This is a genomic window from Micromonospora sp. NPDC051924, assembly GCF_055586005.1.
Genome location: NZ_JBVJJA010000005.1, coordinates 54350 through 70115, shown reverse-complemented (window position 1 = coordinate 70115; position 15766 = coordinate 54350). Strand labels below are relative to the sequence as shown.

15 protein-coding genes are annotated in these 15766 nt (G+C 74.0%); 1 reads left to right on the top strand and 14 read right to left on the bottom strand.

What is annotated here, in order from left to right; translation table 11 throughout:
• Window positions 1-101: 101 nt before the first annotated feature.
• The 9 genes from ACZ6S5_RS05325 to ACZ6S5_RS05285 form a co-directional block, all read right to left on the bottom strand.
• On the bottom strand, window positions 102-1748 hold the full coding sequence (locus ACZ6S5_RS05325; RefSeq protein WP_465997975.1) for a sodium/solute symporter: 1647 nt from the start codon (window positions 1746-1748) through the stop codon (window positions 102-104).
• 1 nt (window position 1749) lies between these two features.
• On the bottom strand, window positions 1750-2196 hold the full coding sequence (locus ACZ6S5_RS05320) for a hypothetical protein (RefSeq protein WP_465997973.1): 447 nt from the start codon (window positions 2194-2196) through the stop codon (window positions 1750-1752).
• A 31-nt stretch (window positions 2197-2227) separates the two neighbouring features.
• Window positions 2228-3886 carry a DUF4153 domain-containing protein gene (locus ACZ6S5_RS05315; protein WP_465997971.1) on the bottom strand — a complete coding sequence of 553 codons (1659 nt, stop codon included), beginning with the start codon at window positions 3884-3886 and terminating at the stop codon, window positions 2228-2230.
• On the bottom strand, window positions 3883-4884 hold the full coding sequence (locus tag ACZ6S5_RS05310; RefSeq protein WP_465998279.1) for a HAMP domain-containing sensor histidine kinase: 1002 nt from the start codon (window positions 4882-4884) through the stop codon (window positions 3883-3885). The genes ACZ6S5_RS05315 and ACZ6S5_RS05310 overlap by 4 nt, the downstream gene beginning before the upstream one ends.
• Window positions 4885-4952: 68 nt before the next feature.
• Window positions 4953-5630, bottom strand: coding sequence for a response regulator transcription factor (locus ACZ6S5_RS05305; protein ID WP_465997969.1), 678 nt, complete (start codon window positions 5628-5630; stop codon window positions 4953-4955).
• Window positions 5631-5813: 183 nt separating this feature from the next.
• Window positions 5814-6575, bottom strand: a complete 762-nt coding sequence (locus tag ACZ6S5_RS05300; protein WP_465997967.1) for a LytR/AlgR family response regulator transcription factor — start codon at window positions 6573-6575, stop codon at window positions 5814-5816.
• Window positions 6572-7795: a sensor histidine kinase gene (locus ACZ6S5_RS05295; protein WP_465997965.1), complete on the bottom strand. Its 1224-nt coding sequence runs from the start codon at window positions 7793-7795 to the stop codon at window positions 6572-6574. The genes ACZ6S5_RS05300 and ACZ6S5_RS05295 overlap by 4 nt, the downstream gene beginning before the upstream one ends.
• 104 nt (window positions 7796-7899) lie before the next feature.
• Window positions 7900-9405 carry a sugar transferase gene (locus ACZ6S5_RS05290; RefSeq protein WP_465997963.1) on the bottom strand — a complete coding sequence of 502 codons (1506 nt, stop codon included), beginning with the start codon at window positions 9403-9405 and terminating at the stop codon, window positions 7900-7902.
• Between the two features lie 326 nt (window positions 9406-9731).
• Window positions 9732-10592 carry an Fpg/Nei family DNA glycosylase gene (locus tag ACZ6S5_RS05285; protein ID WP_465997961.1) on the bottom strand — a complete coding sequence of 287 codons (861 nt, stop codon included), beginning with the start codon at window positions 10590-10592 and terminating at the stop codon, window positions 9732-9734.
• A 24-nt stretch (window positions 10593-10616) separates the two neighbouring features.
• On the opposite strand from ACZ6S5_RS05285, the gene ACZ6S5_RS05280 reads away from it, so the two are divergent.
• The gene (locus tag ACZ6S5_RS05280; RefSeq protein ID WP_465997959.1) at window positions 10617-11876 is read left to right on the top strand and encodes a glycosyltransferase; all 1260 of its coding nucleotides are present in this window, start codon (window positions 10617-10619) and stop codon (window positions 11874-11876) included.
• A gap of 28 nt (window positions 11877-11904) precedes the next feature.
• On the opposite strand, the gene ACZ6S5_RS05275 is transcribed toward ACZ6S5_RS05280, so the two are convergent.
• The 5 genes from ACZ6S5_RS05275 to ACZ6S5_RS05255 form a co-directional block, all read right to left on the bottom strand.
• The gene (locus tag ACZ6S5_RS05275) at window positions 11905-12627 is read right to left on the bottom strand and encodes a CDP-alcohol phosphatidyltransferase family protein (RefSeq protein WP_465997957.1); all 723 of its coding nucleotides are present in this window, start codon (window positions 12625-12627) and stop codon (window positions 11905-11907) included.
• The gene (locus tag ACZ6S5_RS05270) at window positions 12605-13669 is read right to left on the bottom strand and encodes an iron-containing alcohol dehydrogenase family protein (protein ID WP_465997955.1); all 1065 of its coding nucleotides are present in this window, start codon (window positions 13667-13669) and stop codon (window positions 12605-12607) included. Before ACZ6S5_RS05270 ends, ACZ6S5_RS05275 begins: the two co-directional genes overlap by 23 nt.
• Window positions 13657-14388: a phosphocholine cytidylyltransferase family protein gene (locus ACZ6S5_RS05265; protein WP_465998277.1), complete on the bottom strand. Its 732-nt coding sequence runs from the start codon at window positions 14386-14388 to the stop codon at window positions 13657-13659. The genes ACZ6S5_RS05270 and ACZ6S5_RS05265 overlap by 13 nt, the downstream gene beginning before the upstream one ends.
• Before the next feature lie 81 nt (window positions 14389-14469).
• Window positions 14470-15231 carry a hypothetical protein gene (locus ACZ6S5_RS05260; protein ID WP_465997953.1) on the bottom strand — a complete coding sequence of 254 codons (762 nt, stop codon included), beginning with the start codon at window positions 15229-15231 and terminating at the stop codon, window positions 14470-14472.
• A gap of 50 nt (window positions 15232-15281) precedes the next feature.
• Entirely contained in the window at window positions 15282-15731 is a 450-nt protein-coding gene (locus tag ACZ6S5_RS05255) for an NUDIX hydrolase (RefSeq protein ID WP_465997951.1), read from the bottom strand.
• Between the last annotated feature and the right edge of the window lie 35 nt (window positions 15732-15766).

The window sequence follows — 15766 nt, the reverse complement described above, 5'->3', positions numbered from 1 at the left end:
TCCCGCCAGTGCGCTGTCCGGCTGGAGGATGATCCTCAGTCATCCCCCAGCCGGACCGGTCGGCGGCCCGGCGCGCCGAAGGAGGAACCGAGGCCGGCCGGTCACCTAGACAGGCGCAGCGTCTCGGGGGCGTGCAGGCGGAGCATGGTCACGCCGACGTCGGCGGGCAGCCGCCGCCGGGTGGCCATCGACACCGCCACCATCACGGTGAACGCCAGCGGCACCGTCCAGGCCGCCGGCTGCGTGGTCAGCGTGGCCGGCCAGCCGCTCAGCGGCGGCCCGAGCACCGTGACCAGCACCGCGCCGATCGCGGCGCCGCCACCGACCAGCACCCCGGCGGCGGCGCCCAGGTCGGTCAGGCCGCGCCACCAGATGCCCAGCACCAGCAGCGGGCAGAAGCTCGACGCGGCCACCGCGAAGGCCAGCCCCACCACCTGGGAGACGTCCAGGCCGGAGAGGTTCAGCGCGAGCACCGCCGGGACCGCGCCGGCGATCACCGTGGCCAGCCGGAAGCCGCGCACCGAGCCGCGGCCGAGCACATCCGTGGAGATCACCCCGGCGACGCTGGTGAGCAGCCCGGACGAGGTGGAGAGGAAGGCCGCGAACGCCCCCGCCGCGACCAGCGCGGCGAGCAGCCGGGCCACCGTGCCGTCGCCGAGTGCGGCCGTGGGCAGCAGCACCACCACCGCGTCGGTCTGGCCGGTGACCAGCAGTTGCGGCGTGTAGATCCGGCCCAGCACGCCGTAGAGCGTGGGCAGCAGATAGAAGACGCCGACCAGGGCCAGCACCACCAGCGTGGTACGCCGGGCGGCGGCGCCGTCCGGGTTGGTGTAGAAGCGGACCAGAACGTGCGGCAGGCCCATGGTGCCCAGGAAGGTGGCCAGGATCAGCGAGTAGGTGGCGAACAGGCCCCGGTCGTCGTCCCCGGCGGTGTCCGGCAACAGCCAGTCGGTCGCCTCGGTGGCCGTGCCGGAGACCTCGGGGACCGGGTCGCCGGCCGCGAAGTCGAGGCGGTCGCCCGGGCGTACCTCCTGGACGTCGCCGTCGGGGAAGGTGAGGGTCGCGCGGTGCTCGACCACGACGGTGGTCGCGGTCCGGAACGCCGGCCCGTCGGGCGGGGTCACCGCCGGGCGGGCGTCGGCCTGCCACTGCAGGGCCAGGAAGATCGCGGGTACGGCGAGCGCGGTCAGCTTCAACCAGTACTGGAACGCCTGGACGAAGGTGATCGCCCGCATGCCCCCCAGCGCCACGTTCGCGGTCACCACCACCGCGACAAGCAGCGCCCCCACCGGGTACGGCGAGCCGGCGACCGTGGCCAGGGTCAGGCCCGCGCCCTGGAGCTGCGGCACCAGGTAGAGCCAGCCGATGAAGATCACGAAGATGGTGGCCAGCTTGCGCAGCCGCCGCGAGCCGAGCCGCACCTCGCAGAAGTCCGGCAGGGTGAACGCCCCGGACCGGCGCAGCGGCGCGGCCACGAAGAGCAGCAGCGCCAGGTAGCCCGCGGCGAAGCCGACCGGGTACCAGAGCACGTCGACGCCGTACTTGAGGATCAGCCCGGCCACGCCCAGGAAGCTCGCCGCCGACAGGTACTCCCCGCCGATCGCGGCGGCGTTCCAGGTCGGGCTGACCGCCCGGGAGGCGACCAGGAAGTCGGACGTGGTCCGGGCCAGCCGCAGCCCGTAGAAGCCGATCCCGACGGTGACCAGGGTGACCACCACGATCGCCGGGACGACGTAGCCGTTGCCCACGTCAGCGCTCCGGCCGCTGGACCAGGTCGGTGAAGTCCTGCTCGTTCCGCTCCGCCAGCCGCACGTACGCCCAGCCCACCCCGATCAGGAACGGGAAGGCGACCACCCCGAGCAGCAGCCAGGGCAGGTTGATCCCGAGCACGGTGAGCCGGCCGACCGAGGGCGCGATGGCGAAGAGCCAGGGCAGGCCGCCCAGCCCGATCAGCACCAGCAGACTCAGCCGCAGCGCCAGGGTGAGCTGCGCCCGCACCAGCCCCTGGACCAGGGTCTCGCCGACCCGGGTCTGCTGGGTCAGCTCCGACCGGGTCCGGTCCGCCCGGCTGGCCGGGCGGGACACCTCGGCCAGCACGACCCGGGTCCGCCGCAGCGGTGCCGGGGCGCGCGGCACGGGGACCGGAGCGGCCACGCCGGGCCGCTCCGGGGCGTCCTGCTCCTCGCCTCCGGTCATCCCCGGCAGTCTTGCCTGATCAGCGGGAATGTCAAGGGCAGGCGGTCACCGCGACTCCGGCCCGGTCCGCGCCGAGCACCGCCCGGGCCTGCGCCCGGCTTACGTTCGCCGCCCGCCAGCCGTCCTCGGGCAGTTCGGCGGCGATCTCCCGCAGCGCGCAGGAACGCAGCGGCTCGGGCAGCCGGTCCAGGGCCGGTACGGCGTCCGCCGAGAGCCCGGACAGGTACCCGACGTCCAGCCGGTCGATCCGCTCCCACCGGTCGACGTTCCGGTCGGCGATCAGCCGGTCCGGGTTGACCACGGCGAGGCCGAGCAGGGCGACCACCCCCGCGGCCAGCACCAGCCGGGGCAGCCAGGCGCCCCGGAGCCGGACGGTGGTCACCCCGACCAGCACGAAGAGCAGCCCCAGCCAGAGCTCCACGGTCGCCACCACCAGCCGCAGCCGGGTCGCCCCGTACGCGTCGGTGTAGACCTGCATCCGGTAGAGGGCCGAGGCCACGATCACCAGGCTGAGCCCGGTCAGCCCGCCGATCAGCAGCCGGATCAGCACCCGGTCCGCCCGGCTGCGCCGGGGCGCCCAGCGGATCGCCCCAGCGATCACCAGCAGGGTCAGCGCGGAGACCGCGAGCAGCTGCCAGAACCCGCCCCGGGCGTACTCGGCGTAGGTCAGGCCGGCCGTGCGCAGCACGTGCCCGGAGCCGCCGAACAGCACGGTGAGCTGCACCAGCACGAAGGCGGCGAAGAGCGCGTCGAGCAGGGCCAGCGGCAGCACCCACTCCAGCCGCCGGACCACCCGGGCCGGCCCGGCCCGCAGCTCCAGGTCGGGCGGCGCGACCAGCAGGTACGCCCCACCGAGCAGCACCGCCCCGACCAGCAGCAGCCGGACCAGCCAGCCGAACACGCCCGGCGGGGAGACGTCGGGCAGCGCCTCCGCCACCAGGTCCGCGAAGACCGCGTCGGCCGAGGCGAAGAGCAGCCCGAAGAGGAACAACAGCACGGCGGTGACCGCCACACTGAGCAGGCTCCGTCCCACGCTCGCCCCGCCCGGCCGGGGCCGAGGCAGTCCCCGGACCGCCCAGGGCAGCGCCCGCAGGGTGGCGACCGGCGGCAGCAGACCGGCCGTGAGCAGGCCCAGCGGCGTGCGCCCGCCGGACACCGCGAGCGAGCCGGTGCCGACGGCGGCGAGCAGGCAGAGCGCGAAGAGCCAGCCGGCCGCGCGTACCGTGCCGACCCCGATCAGGGCGACGGTCGCGACCGCCCAGAGGAGCCGGGCCACCCGGCCCGACGCCCCCGTGGCGTCGGGACGGGCGCCCACTTCGGTACTGCTCTTCTCGGTCACGCCGACCTGCGGCGATCCCGCCGGACGTTGCGCCCCGGCGGCCTGTGGCACCACAGCTTGCGGCGCGGCCGTGCCGAGCGCGGCAGTACCCGCGACCGCCGCGACCAGCCAGCCCAGGCCCGGCCGGTCCAGCGGCACCACCGAGGCGGCCACCCCGGCGGCCACCGCCACCGCGCCGAGCACCACCGGCCGGGCCGCCCCGGTCGCCCCCGGCCAGCGCCGCTCCCACGCCCACGGCTGCGGTGCCGGTCGAGCGACCGGCGGCGGGGCCGCGACCGGGTGCGGGCCGGCCGGGTGGGGCAGCACCAGGCGGGGGTCGACGGGTGGTCGGGGCGGGGGCGCGGTCGTCATGCTGCCTCTCCTCGGACGGGTTCGGTACGCGGAAGGGTGACCTCGATGCGGCAGCCGGGCCGGGCGCCCGGGGCGTGGGCGGGTGGGTCGGCGACCCGGATGCTGCCGCCGTGCAGCTCGACCACCCAGCGGGCGATGGCCAGGCCCAGACCGGTCCCACCCCCGGCGGCCCGCTCGCCCCGGGTGAACCGCTCGAACACCCGGGACCGCTCGGCCGCCGGAATGCCGTCGCCCTCGTCGGTCACGTGGACGTGCAGCTGCCCGGCCCGCTCCTCGGCGGCGACCAGCACCGTCCCGCCCGGCGGGCTGTGCCGGGCGGCGTTGTCGAGCAGGTTGGCGAAGACCTGGTGCAACCGCCCCGGGTCGGCGCGCACCGTCAGCGGCGCGGGCAGCGGCCGGAGGCGGAAGCGGACGTCCTGTCCGGTGCCGGCGGCGGTCGCGGTGGCGTGTTCCACCGCCTCGTCGAGGAAGTCCGCGACGTCGATCCGGACCCGACGCAGCGGGACCACCCCGGCGTCCATCCGGGACAGGTCGAGCAGGTCGGCGACGAGGTGCCCGAGCCGCTCGGTCTGGGCGAGTGCGGCGCGCAGCGCCGCCGGTTCCGGGGTGGCCACCCCGTCGACCAGGTTCTCCAGCACACCCTGCAACGCGCTGATCGGCGTACGCAGCTCGTGCGAGACGTTCGCGATCAGCTCGCGCCGGCGCTGATCGGCGGCGGCCAGGTCGGCGGCCATCTTGTTGAACGCGTGGGCCAGCTCGCCCACCTCGTCCCGGGAGGTGGCCCGCACCCGCCGGGTGTAGTCGCCCCGGGCCATCGCCCCGGCCGCGGCGGTCATCTCGCGCAGCGGCGAGGTCATGCCGTGCGCCAGCACCTGCGCGGTGACCAGGGCGATGGCGATCGCGGTCAGTGCGGTGCCCGGCGGCAGCCAACCGACGCCCCACCAGAAGTAGCCGACCGCGACGGCCCAGGAGGCGACCAGCAGGACGCCGAGCTTCATCTTGATCGAACGGACCGGGTCCAGCGGGCGGGGCAGGTGATCGTTCAGCCGGTCCACCAGGCGGCCGGTCACGCCGGGACCTCCAGCGCGTACCCGACGCCGTGCACCGTCCGGATCAGGTCCGCGCCGAGCTTGCGGCGCAGCGCCTTGACGTGGCTGTCGACGGTACGGGTGCCGGAGCCGTCCGCCCAGCCCCAGACGTCGGCGAGCAGCCGTTCCCGGGGCAGTACCGTGCGCGGCCGGCCGGCCAGGTGCACCAGCAGGTCGAACTCGGTGGGCGTGAGGTGCACCTCGGCGCCGCCCTTCAGCACCCGCCGCTCGTCCGGGCTGATCTCGATGTCACCCAGCCGCAGGGTGGCCGGCGCGGTGCTCGCCGCCCGTTCCATCCGGCGCAGCAGCACATGCACCCGGGCGGCCAGCTCCCGCATCGAGAACGGCTTGGTCAGGTAGTCGTCGGCCCCGACGGCCAGCCCGACCAGCAGGTCCGTCTCGTCGTCCCGGGCCGTGAGCATCAGCACCGGCACCGGGCGGTCGGCCTGGATCCGGCGGCACACCTCCAGCCCGTCGAACCCTGGCAGCATCACGTCGAGGACGACGAGGTCGTGCTGACCGGCCCGGAACTTCTCGACCGCGCTCGGGCCGTCCCCGGCGATGTCCACGGTGAATCCCTCGGCCCGCAGGCGGGCGGCGACCGACTCGGCGATGGTCCGCTCGTCCTCGACCACCAGTACCCGGCGTTCCTTCATGGCGTCCGACTGTAGGGACCGGCCGTGGAGATCGGGGGCGCGCGTTGTGAACAACCTGTGGAGAACGCGTCACTCCTGTGGATAACCCGGTGGATGGCGGCCGGGTCGTTGTGGACAACCGGTGGGGACGTCAGGGTTGGCCGGTGGACCCGGTTCGCGCTGCCGCACTGATGCCGATCCGGCTCAGCGGTTCCAGTCCTGTTTCGCCGTTCGGACCAGCTTGTCCTTCAACTCGCGGGTGTGCCGGCGGCTCACCGGCAGCTCGGTGCCGTCGATCACCACCACATAGCCGGAGTTGACCAGCCGCAGCTCGGCGATCAGCTTCAACTGCACCAGGTAAGAGCGGTGGATCCGGACGAAACCGGCGTCGGCCCAGCGTTCGGCCAGGGTGGCCAGCGAGACCCGGACCAGGTGCGAGCCGTCGGCGGTGTGCAGCCGCGCGTAGTCGCCCTGCGCCTCCACCCAGCGCACCGCCGAGCGGGGCAGCATCCGGGTCGTGCCGGCCAGCTCGATCGGGATGGTCGGGTCCTCCTCCGCCCGGGCCAGCGCCGCCGGGTGCGAGGGGACCACCCGGGAGCCGATCACCCGGCGCAGCGACTCGGCCAGCCGCTCGGCGCGTACCGGCTTGCGCACGTAGTCCGTCGCGCCCAGGTCGAAGGCGTCCACCGCGCCGTCGTCGTACGCGGTGACGAAGACGATCGCCGGTGGCCGGGCGAACCGCCGCAGCACCCGGGCCAACTCCATGCCGTCCAGCCCGGGCATCCGGATGTCCAGGAAGACCACGTCGACGTCGCCGTCCCGGAGCACCCGCAGCGCCTCGGTCGCGTCCCCGGCCGTGTGCAGCCGGGCCACCCGGGGGTCGGCCCGCAGGTGGTACGCCAGCTCGTCCAGCGCCGGCGGCTCGTCGTCCACCGCCAGCACCCGGAGGAATCCCGAAGCGTTCATGACGTCGCCCGTACGCCGGGGTGGAACTTCGGCACGCGCATGCTGACCTTCGTACCCGAACCCAGGCCGGTCTCGACGACCAGGCCGAACCGGTCCCCGAAGACCGACCGGAGCCGTTCGTCGACGTTCGAGAGGCCCACGTGCTGGCCGGGGTCGTCGGTCGGGTCGCTGCCGGCGCCGGCCAGCTCGGCGATGCCGGCGGTCAGCGTCGTCGGATCCATCCCCACTCCGTCGTCCTCCACCGTTATGTGGCATTCCGCGCCCGCGTCCCGGGCCTCGATGCTCACCATGCCGGTGCCCGGCTTGCGGGACAACCCGTGCCGGACGGCGTTCTCCACCAGCGGCTGGAGGCAGAGGAACGGCAGGGTGACCGGCAGCACCTCCGGGGCGATCTGCAGGCGCACCTGGAGCCGCTCGCCGAACCGGGCCCGCTCGATGGTCAGGTAGCGGTCGATCGAGCGCAGCTCCTCCGCGAGGGTGGTGAACTCGCCGTGCGCCCGGAACGAGTAGCGGGTGAACTCGGCGAACTCCAGGATCAGCTCGCGGGCCCGCTCCGGGTCGGTCCGGACGAACGAGCCGATGGCGGTCAGCGCGTTGTAGATGAAATGCGGGCTGATCTGGGCGCGCAGGGCGCGTACCTCGGCCCGGGCCAGGCGCTCCCGGGACGAGTCCAGCTCGGCCAGGGCGAGCTGGTCGCCGGCCCAGTGCGCGGTCTCCAGGGTCGCCTGCACCAGCCCGGGGGCGGGCTGCCCGTCGGCGACCGCCACCAGCGCCCCGACCACCCGGCCGTCCGCGCTCAGCGGGGCCACCACCGCGCCGCGTACCGGGCAGTCCACCAGGTCGCAGTGCAGCTCCGACTCGCGCAGCACGGTCGACCGCCCGGTGCCGACCGCCTTCCGGGCCGCCGCGAGCAGTTGGTCACCGTGGTGCGCGCCGCGCCCGTCGAGGGCGAGCAGGACCTCCCGGTCCGTCAGGGCCAGCCCGGCCGCGCCCACCAGGGTCCGCAGATGGCGTACGGCCTTCGCCGCGCCCGCCGCGCTCAGCCCCGCCCGCAGCGGTTCGGCGGCCAGTCCGGCGGTGTGCAGGACCTCGTACGTGGCCCGCTGGGTGGCCGTGGCGATGCCCCGTCGGCCGCGCAGCCGCAGTACCGCCCAGAGCGCCGCGGCGAGCGCGCTGACCAGCGAGACCACGCCGAACACGGCGGAGAGGTTGCCACCCACGGCCCAGATCCTGTCTGGTGGGCGCGGATTCGCCAACCCCCTTGCGGGCGGCGGTCAGGCCACCTCTTTCGACGGCCAACCCGCGGGCGGAACCGGACCGGGGGTCAGTACGCGCCCTTGCGGGCGAACACCACCCCGACGGTCCGCCACAGGATGCTCAGGTCGTACGCCAGCGACCAGTTGTCGACGTAGTAGAGGTCGAGCCGGACCGCCTCGTCCCAGGACAGGTCGGAGCGGCCGGAGACCTGCCACAGGCCGGTGATGCCCGGCCGGACCAGCAGCCGGCGCCGGACGTCGCCCAGGAAGTCACCGTCGTCGGCCGGGAGCGGGCGCGGCCCGACCAGGGACATCTCGCCCCACAGCACGTTGATCAGCTGAGGCAGCTCGTCCAGCGAGGAGGCCCGCAGGAAGCGGCCCACCGGGAAGACCCGCGGATCCTGCTTCATCTTGAACAGCAGGCCGTCGGTCTCGTTCTGGTCGACGAGGCTGGCCAGCCGCTCCTCGGCGTCGACGTACATGGTGCGGAACTTCCAGACCCGGAAGGTCCGCCCCTCGTGCCCGACCCGGGGCTGCCGGAAGAAGACCGGACCGCGGTCGGAGAGCTTGATCGCGATCGCGATCGCCACGAAGAGCGGGATCAGCAGCACCAGGCCCAGGCCGGCGGCGACCCGGTCCATCAGGTTCTTGACCAGCAGCGCCGGGCCCGACAGCGTCGGCTCCTCGACGTGCAGCAGCGGCAGGCCCTCGATCGGGCGGATGTGCACCCGGGGGCCGGCGATGTCGGTGAGCTGGGGCGCGACCACCAGGTCGACGCCGGAGCCCTCCAGCTGCCAGGCCAGCCGGCGCAGCTCGCCCGGCTCGGCGCTGGCCGAGCCGCAGACCGCGATGGTGTCCCCGCCGACCTCGCGGACCAGGGCGAGCACGTCCCGGCCGGCGTACACCGGCACCGGGGTCTCGATGCCGCGCGCGGCGGCGTACCCGTCGGTGAGGTGGATGGCCACCGGCACCAGGCCGGCGCTCGGGGTGCGGGTGACCGCGGTGTAGACCTCCAGGCACTCCGGCAGGGTGCCGACCAGCACCATCCGGTGCCCGGCCTGACCGGCCTGACTGCGGATCGTGTGCAGCGCGGCACGGGCGATCATCCGGCCGAGCAGGATCAGCAGCATCGCCCCGAGCAGGTCGAAACCGACCGTCCACCGGGAAAGTGACGTCTTCGTCGCGAAGGCGATGAAGGAGACGGTGGCGGCGACCGCCACGCCGGCCCGGATCACCCGCTTGAACTCGTCCGGACCCAAGCCCAGATAGCGCCGGTCGTACGCCCGGTTGCCCCACAGGATGATCAACCAGCCGAGCGGCAGCAGCAGGAAGGCGACCGTGTAGAACCACGACTGGGGGGCGTCCCGGAAGCCGGAGGCGGCCTGCTCGAAGATCTGCACGGCCAGGAAGCTGGCCAGGGCCGCCGCCCCGAAGTCGAGCAGCAGGAGAACGGCGATGTAGGGACGGTGCCAGCGGGAGACCCGGCGTCGGGCGCGCGCCCATGCCGACCGGGGTACGCCGTTGTGCGACGGCGGAGTCGGCGGCTGGATCTCGAAGCTGTCGACGTGCCGCACGCTCTTGCTCCGGCCTGTGTTGGTTACCGGGCGCTGGAGGCTTGTCGTCACCTCAACCCATGTCCTCCCGCATGACCCGTGCCCTCACTCGGCGTGAGGACCCGGGTCGCCCACCGTTCCAGTCTCCCACGCGGGTCCGGGCCGGACGGGCGCCCGGGGCGAAGTCCCGTCCGTCGGTGCTCGCGGGGATCTGGCCGGCTCCGTATCGGTTGTGAAGCCGGGGACCGAGCCACTATACCGATGGATGGCGGCCCCGGTAGAGGTGCGGAGCGGGAGGTTCGGCGATCGGCAGCCGATTCCTCTCCGTAATCAGCGCGTGGGATTACTCACCGTACGAGCCGGGACAACCTACGGTCAGCGAGCGGCTTTCCGCCGGTCTGGCAGGTCGGGCAGTACTGGAGGCTCGAGTCGGCGAACGACACCTCGCGCACCGTGTCGCCACAGACCGGACAGGGCAGCCCGGTCCGGGCGTGCACCTTGAGCCCCGAGCGCTTCTCGCCCTTCAGCTCGGCCGCCCGCTGCCCCGTCGAGCGGCGGACCGCGTCGCCCAGCACCGTCCGGGTCGCCGCGTGCAGCGCGGCCAGCTGGTCGTCGCTCAGCCGGTCGGTGATCGCGAACGGCGACAGCTTCGCCGCGTGCAGGATCTCGTCCGAGTACGCGTTGCCGACCCCGGCCAGCACCGCCTGGTCGGTCAGCACCCCCTTGACCTGGCCCCGGCGGCTGCGGATCCGCTCGGCGAAGGTGGCCAGGTCGGCGCCGAGCGCGTCCGGGCCGAGCTTCGCCACCCCGGGCACCTGCGCCGGGTCGGTCACCAGGTACGCGGCCAGCTTCTTCTGGGTGCCGGCCTCGGTCAGGTCGAAGCCGGAGCCGTCGTCGAGGCGTACCCGGAGGGCGACGGGGCCCTTGCCGGGGCGCAGCGGGACGGTCGACGGGAACGCCTCCCGGTAGTGCAGCCAACCCGCCCGGGCCAGATGGACCACGAGGTGCAGCCCGCCGTCGACGATCACGTCCAGAAACTTGCCGTGCCGGCCCGCGCCGACCACCGCCCGACCCGACACCGCGCTCGGCGGCGGATCGTACGTCTTCAGGGCACTGATCGCGGCGACCTCGACACGCTCGACGCGCCGGCCCACCGCCCGCTCGCGCAGATATCCGGCGAGCGCTTCCACCTCCGGGAGTTCGGGCACCGTACAACGGTAGCCTTCTTTGCCGTGAGAGTCGTGGTGGCGCACAACCGGTACCGGGAAGCCCAGCCGTCCGGCGAGAACACGATCGTCGACGCCGAGATCGAGCAACTCGTCGCGGCCGGGGTGGAGGTGCTGCCCTTTTTGCGCAGCTCCGACGAGATTCCCGCCATGTCCACGGTGTCGAAGGCGCTGCTGCCGATCTCCCCGATCTGGGCGCCGAAGGCCCAGCACGACCTGGACCGGCTGCTCGCCGAGCACCGGCCCGACGTGCTGCACCTGCACAACCCGTACCCGCTGCTCTCGCCCTGGGTGGTGCGGACCGCGCACAAGCGGGGGGTGCCGGTGGTGCAGACGGTGCACAACTACCGGCAGGTCTGCTCCTCCGGGCTCTACTTCCGGGACGGCGTGATCTGCCAGGACTGCCGGGGTCGGGCGCTGGGCGTGCCGGCCATCGTGCACCGCTGCTACCGCAACTCGCGGGCGCAGAGCGCGCTGATGGCCACCACCCTCGCCGTGCACCGCCCCACCTGGCGGTCCGTGGACCGGTTCATCGCGCTCACCAGCGCCGTCGCCGACCACCTGCGCGACTACGGCATTCCGGACGAACGGATCGTGGTCAAGCCGAACGCGGTCCCGGACCCCGGCACCCCGGCGCCGCTCGGCGAGGGTTTCCTCTACATGGCCCGGCTCACCCCCGAGAAGGGGCTCGACCTGCTGCTGGACGCGTGGCGGCGGCACCCGGTCGGCGCGCTGGGCCCGCTGCGGATCGCCGGCGACGGCGAGCTGCGCCCGCTGGTCGAGGCGGCGGCCGCCGAGCGACCGGACGTGCTCTACCTGGGGCAGCTCGACCGGGCCGGGGTACGCGCGGCGCTCACCGCCAGCGCCGTGGTGCTGGCCACCTCCACCTGGCACGACGTGCTGCCCACCGTGATCATCGAGGCGCTGGCCAGCGGCCGGCCGGTGCTCGGCACCGCGCTCGGCGGCATCCCGTACCTGGTCGGCGCGGACACCCCCCGGGAGCCCGCCGGCACCGGCCCGGCCGAGCTGGCCTCGGCGCCCGCCGGGGGGTCCGACCGCCCCGCCATGCCGAAGGGCATCAAGGCGGGCGACGCCGGCTGGATCGTCCCGCCGGAGCCGGCCCTCCTCGCCGCCGCCCTGCCCGTCGCCCGGGCCGGTGCCGCCGCGCTGGCCGCCCCGGCCCGCGCCCGCTACGAACGCATCTTCCATCCCGACGTGGTCACCAAGCGCCTCATCGACATCTACGCCGACGTCGCCCACGCCTGATCCGCGGCGCTGCGGGTACGCGGGCGCGTCAGCGGAGGGAGGCGCGGGCGGAGAAGGCGATGCTGGCGAGCAGGAAGCCGCCGTTGACGATGGTGAAGGCGACGATCACCCAGACGGTGAGCGCAGGGGCGAAAGTGAGCACCAGGCCGGCCAGGAAGATCACCGCGCCGTAGTCCCGGACCAGCTTCACCAGGCGTACGGGCAGCGAGGTCGAGGTGACCATGCTGGCCGCGTTCGGTCCGGCCTGCATCACCGAGGTGACCAGGTTGACCATCCAGGTGCCGGCGAAGACCGCCACCAGCCAGGTCGGGGTCGACGGGCGCTGCGCCACGGCGGTCGCCCCGAGCGCGGTGACCAGGGCGATCTGGGCGGCCACGTCGCAGAGCACGTCGACCCGGGCGCCGGCCGGGTTGTTCTGCTTGGTGACCCGGGCGAGCTGGCCGTCCGCGCAGTCCAGGGCGTACGCGATCTGCCAGGCGACCAGGGCGGGCAGCCCGACCACCCAGGCCGGGACGGCCCCGGCGGCGACCTTGCCGGCGAGCGCGACCACGGTGACCGAGGCGGCCAGGCCGAGCACCAGGTTGGTGATGGTCAGCGCGGTCGGGCGCAGGCCGAGCCGCTGGGCGACCAGCGCGAAGACCGCGCCGATCCACTGGCTGACCGACTCGCTGAACAGGCCGCCGCCCCGGTTGACCCGGTGGAAGTCGGCGACGGTGGGGCGGGACGGGTCAGCCAAGGTCGCGGAGTGCACCGGCGTAGTCTGCCAGCCGCTCCCGCGTCTCGGTAGGCGACATCGCGAGGTGTTCGAGGATGGTGTAGCGGTCCGGCCGGGTGGCGGGGGCGAACTGCACCGCCTCCACGAACTGGTCGTCGGTCAGCCGGACGTCGGCGGGGAGCCGGGGCAGGCCATGCCGGGCCAGGCAGGCCGACATCTCCGCGAACCGGCGCTCGTCGCCGCGCAGGAAGGTGCAGAACAGCGCACCGAGCCCGGCCAGTTCGCCGTGCGAGGCGGTGCCCGGGTAGAGCGCGTCGATGGCGTGCATGATCTCGTGGCAGCCGCCGCTGGCCGGGCGGCTGGTGCCGCACACCGCCATCGCCAGTCCGGTGGAGATCAGCGCCTCGGCCAGCACCGTGACGAACGCGTCGTCGCCCATGTCGCCCTGGTGGGCGAGCACCGCCTCGGCGCCCATCCGGGCCAGCGACGCGGCCAGCCCGTCGACCGGCTCGCCACGCACCTGGCGGGCCAGCTCCCAGTCGGCCAGCGCGCTGATGTTGCTCACCACGTCGCCGATGCCGGCCCGGTTGTGCCGCTCCGGCCCGGCCTCCACGAAGTCCAGATCCACGATCACCGCGATCGGGATGTGCACCCCGTAGGAGCCCTTGATCCCGTCGGTGATCAGGCTGGCCACCGGGGAGGCGATGCCGTCGTTGGCGAGGCCCGTCGCCACCGTGACCATGGGCAGGCCGCGGCGGGTGGCGGCGTACTTGGCCACGTCGATGGTCTTGCCCCCGCCGATGCCGACCACCGCGTCGTACGACCGGTGGCGCAGCTTGGCGCCCAGGTCGTCGGCGGCGTCCAGGGTCCCCCCGGCCACGGTGAACACGTCCGCCGAGCGCAGCGAGGGCCGGATCAGCTCGGCGATCTGCTCGCCCTGGCCCGGCCCGACCACCACCGCCACATCACCGCCGGCCGAGATGCGCCCGTCGACGAGGATCGCGGCGAGGTCCGCCACCGCGCCCCGCCGCACGTCGATGTGCAGCGGGGTGAGGATGGTCCGGGCTAGTAGCGGCACGCGATCTCCCACGCCCGCGCCAGGTCGGCGTGGTTGTCCACCTCGACCCAGGCCACATCCCCGATCGGCGCGGCCCGCACCTCGCCGCCCCGGTCCGCGAACTCCTGGTAGCCGTCCTCGTAGTAGAGGTTCGGGTCGCGCCGCCAGGTCGCCTCCAGGGCGTCGGCCAGCGCGTCGGCCACCTGCGGCTCGATCAGCGTCGCGCCGATGTACTCGCCGTACGCGTCGAGCGGGTCCATCTGCTTGGTGATCCGGGTGAGCTGGCCGGCGGCGTCGAAGGTGGTCTTCATCTCCTCCTCGGCCAGCGCCTTGATGTTGTCGATCGCCAGCAGGATGCCCGGACCGCGCTCGGCCAGCAGGGTCTTCTCCACGCTCACCGGGTGCACGGTGTCGCCGTTGACCAGCAGCACCCCGCGGGAGAAGTGCTCCCGGGCCAGCCAGAGGGAGTACGCGTTGTTCCACTCCTCGGCCTTGTCGTTGTGGACCAGGGTGAGGGTGACGCCGTACTTCTCCTCCAGCGCCGCCTGCCGCTCGCGGACCGCGTCGGCGGCGTAGCCGACCACGATCACGATCTCGGTGAGCCCCACCTCGGCGAGGTTGCGCAGCGCGATGTCGAGGATGGTGGTCTCCCCGTCAACCGGCACCAGGGCCTTGGGCAGGGTGTCGGTGTACGGGCGCAGTCGCCGTCCCGCACCGGCCGCGAGCACCATCCCGATCATGCCGGCATCCTCCTCAGTACTACTGCTGGTCACCGGTGGAGGATACCGGCGGCCGGTTGGCCGCCTGCCGTCATCCGTGGTTCAGCCCGGCAGGGCGGCCAGGTCGGCGAGCACCGCCAGCCGCTCCGCGGCCGTCAGCACGGTGTACGGACCGGCCGCCCGCCGGTCGGTCTCCTGCTCGATGGCCAGCCGTTCGGGGCCCGGTGGCAGCTCGACGATGCTGGTCGCGGTGTGCCCGGCCGCGGTCCACGCCGCGGCATGCGCGTCCGCCCGCTGGTAGCGCAGCGTGCCCAGCCGGTTGAGCAGCAGCAGCCCGGGCGGGGCGGCCGCCGGCTCGTGCGGCGGGGCCATCGCGGCGAAGGCGCCGGGCCCGTCGTCCTCGGTCAGCAGCACGGCGTACGCCAGCACCCGGCCGAGCGCGGTGACCAGGCGGTCCACCCGGTCGTGGTGGCCGGCCCACAGCTCCTCCGTCACCTCGGCGTGCACCCCGTACAGCTCGTCGAGGAAGGCCAGCCCGCGTTCGGTGGCGCAGAAGCCGCCGTCCGGGACGCGCTGGAGCATCCCGTACGCGACCTGCTTGTCCACGGCGCGCCGGCAGGCGGCCGGGTCCCGGTAGCGGGTGACCGCCGCGAAGCCCGGCCCGTCCACCGTCCCGCCCGGCGCGGCCAGCCGGGTGCGGAACTCCACCAGGAAACCGGTCGCGGCCGGCCCGCCGTACCGGGAACTCAGCTCCGCACCGCCGCCGTCCCGGCCGGCCAGCATGCCGGCGACGAAGGCGCGGTCGACGGCCGGGGCGACCAGCCCGGCGAACCGGTGCGGCGGCAGCTCGACCTGATCGCTCATTCCGGCTCGGCTCGCCGGACCGGCCGCGCCGCGACCCGGAACGGTCGCGCTCACAGACCGATCGAGCGCAGCGCGGCGAAGCCGTCCTCGGCGATCCGCCGGATCAGCCCGTCGTTGACGTCCCGGTGCTCGTCGAGCAGGTCGACGTCCCGCTCCGCCAGCCAGCGGAACTCGGTGTGCTTGCCGACCTCCAGCCTGGGGCGGCTCAGGTCGCCGTCCACCCTCACCAGGAAGTCGGTCTCCACCCGGGCCAGCCCGTCGTCGGCGGTGTACGCGTACTCGCCGACCAGGCCGAGCACGTGCGAGACCGACCAGCCGGTCTCCTCGGTGACCTCCCGGCGCAGCGCGTCCTCGACGCTCTCACCCGGTTCGAGGTGGCCGCCGACGATGTCCCAGCAGTTGGGGAAGAGGGTCCGGTCGGCTGACCGGCGCTGGATGAAGATGCGGCCGTCGTCGTCCACGATCAGGGCGCCGGCACAGCGGAGAGGCTCGGTGGGCACGTCAACGACAGTAGCGAGCCGTGGCCGTTTCCGCC

Excerpts from the sequence above, each read along its gene's own strand:
- ACZ6S5_RS05265 (WP_465998277.1), bottom strand. The coding sequence starts at position 14,388 with ATGATCGGGATGGTGCTCGCGGCCGGTGCGGGACGGCGACTGCGCCCG.
- ACZ6S5_RS05320 (WP_465997973.1), bottom strand. The coding sequence starts at position 2,196 with ATGACCGGAGGCGAGGAGCAGGACGCCCCGGAGCGGCCCGGCGTGGCC.
- ACZ6S5_RS05310 (WP_465998279.1), bottom strand. The coding sequence starts at position 4,884 with ATGAAGCTCGGCGTCCTGCTGGTCGCCTCCTGGGCCGTCGCGGTCGGC.
- ACZ6S5_RS05260 (WP_465997953.1), bottom strand. The coding sequence starts at position 15,231 with ATGAGCGATCAGGTCGAGCTGCCGCCGCACCGGTTCGCCGGGCTGGTC.
- ACZ6S5_RS05315 (WP_465997971.1), bottom strand. The coding sequence starts at position 3,886 with ATGACGACCGCGCCCCCGCCCCGACCACCCGTCGACCCCCGCCTGGTG.
- ACZ6S5_RS05305 (WP_465997969.1), bottom strand. The coding sequence starts at position 5,630 with ATGAAGGAACGCCGGGTACTGGTGGTCGAGGACGAGCGGACCATCGCC.
- ACZ6S5_RS05300 (WP_465997967.1), bottom strand. The coding sequence starts at position 6,575 with ATGAACGCTTCGGGATTCCTCCGGGTGCTGGCGGTGGACGACGAGCCG.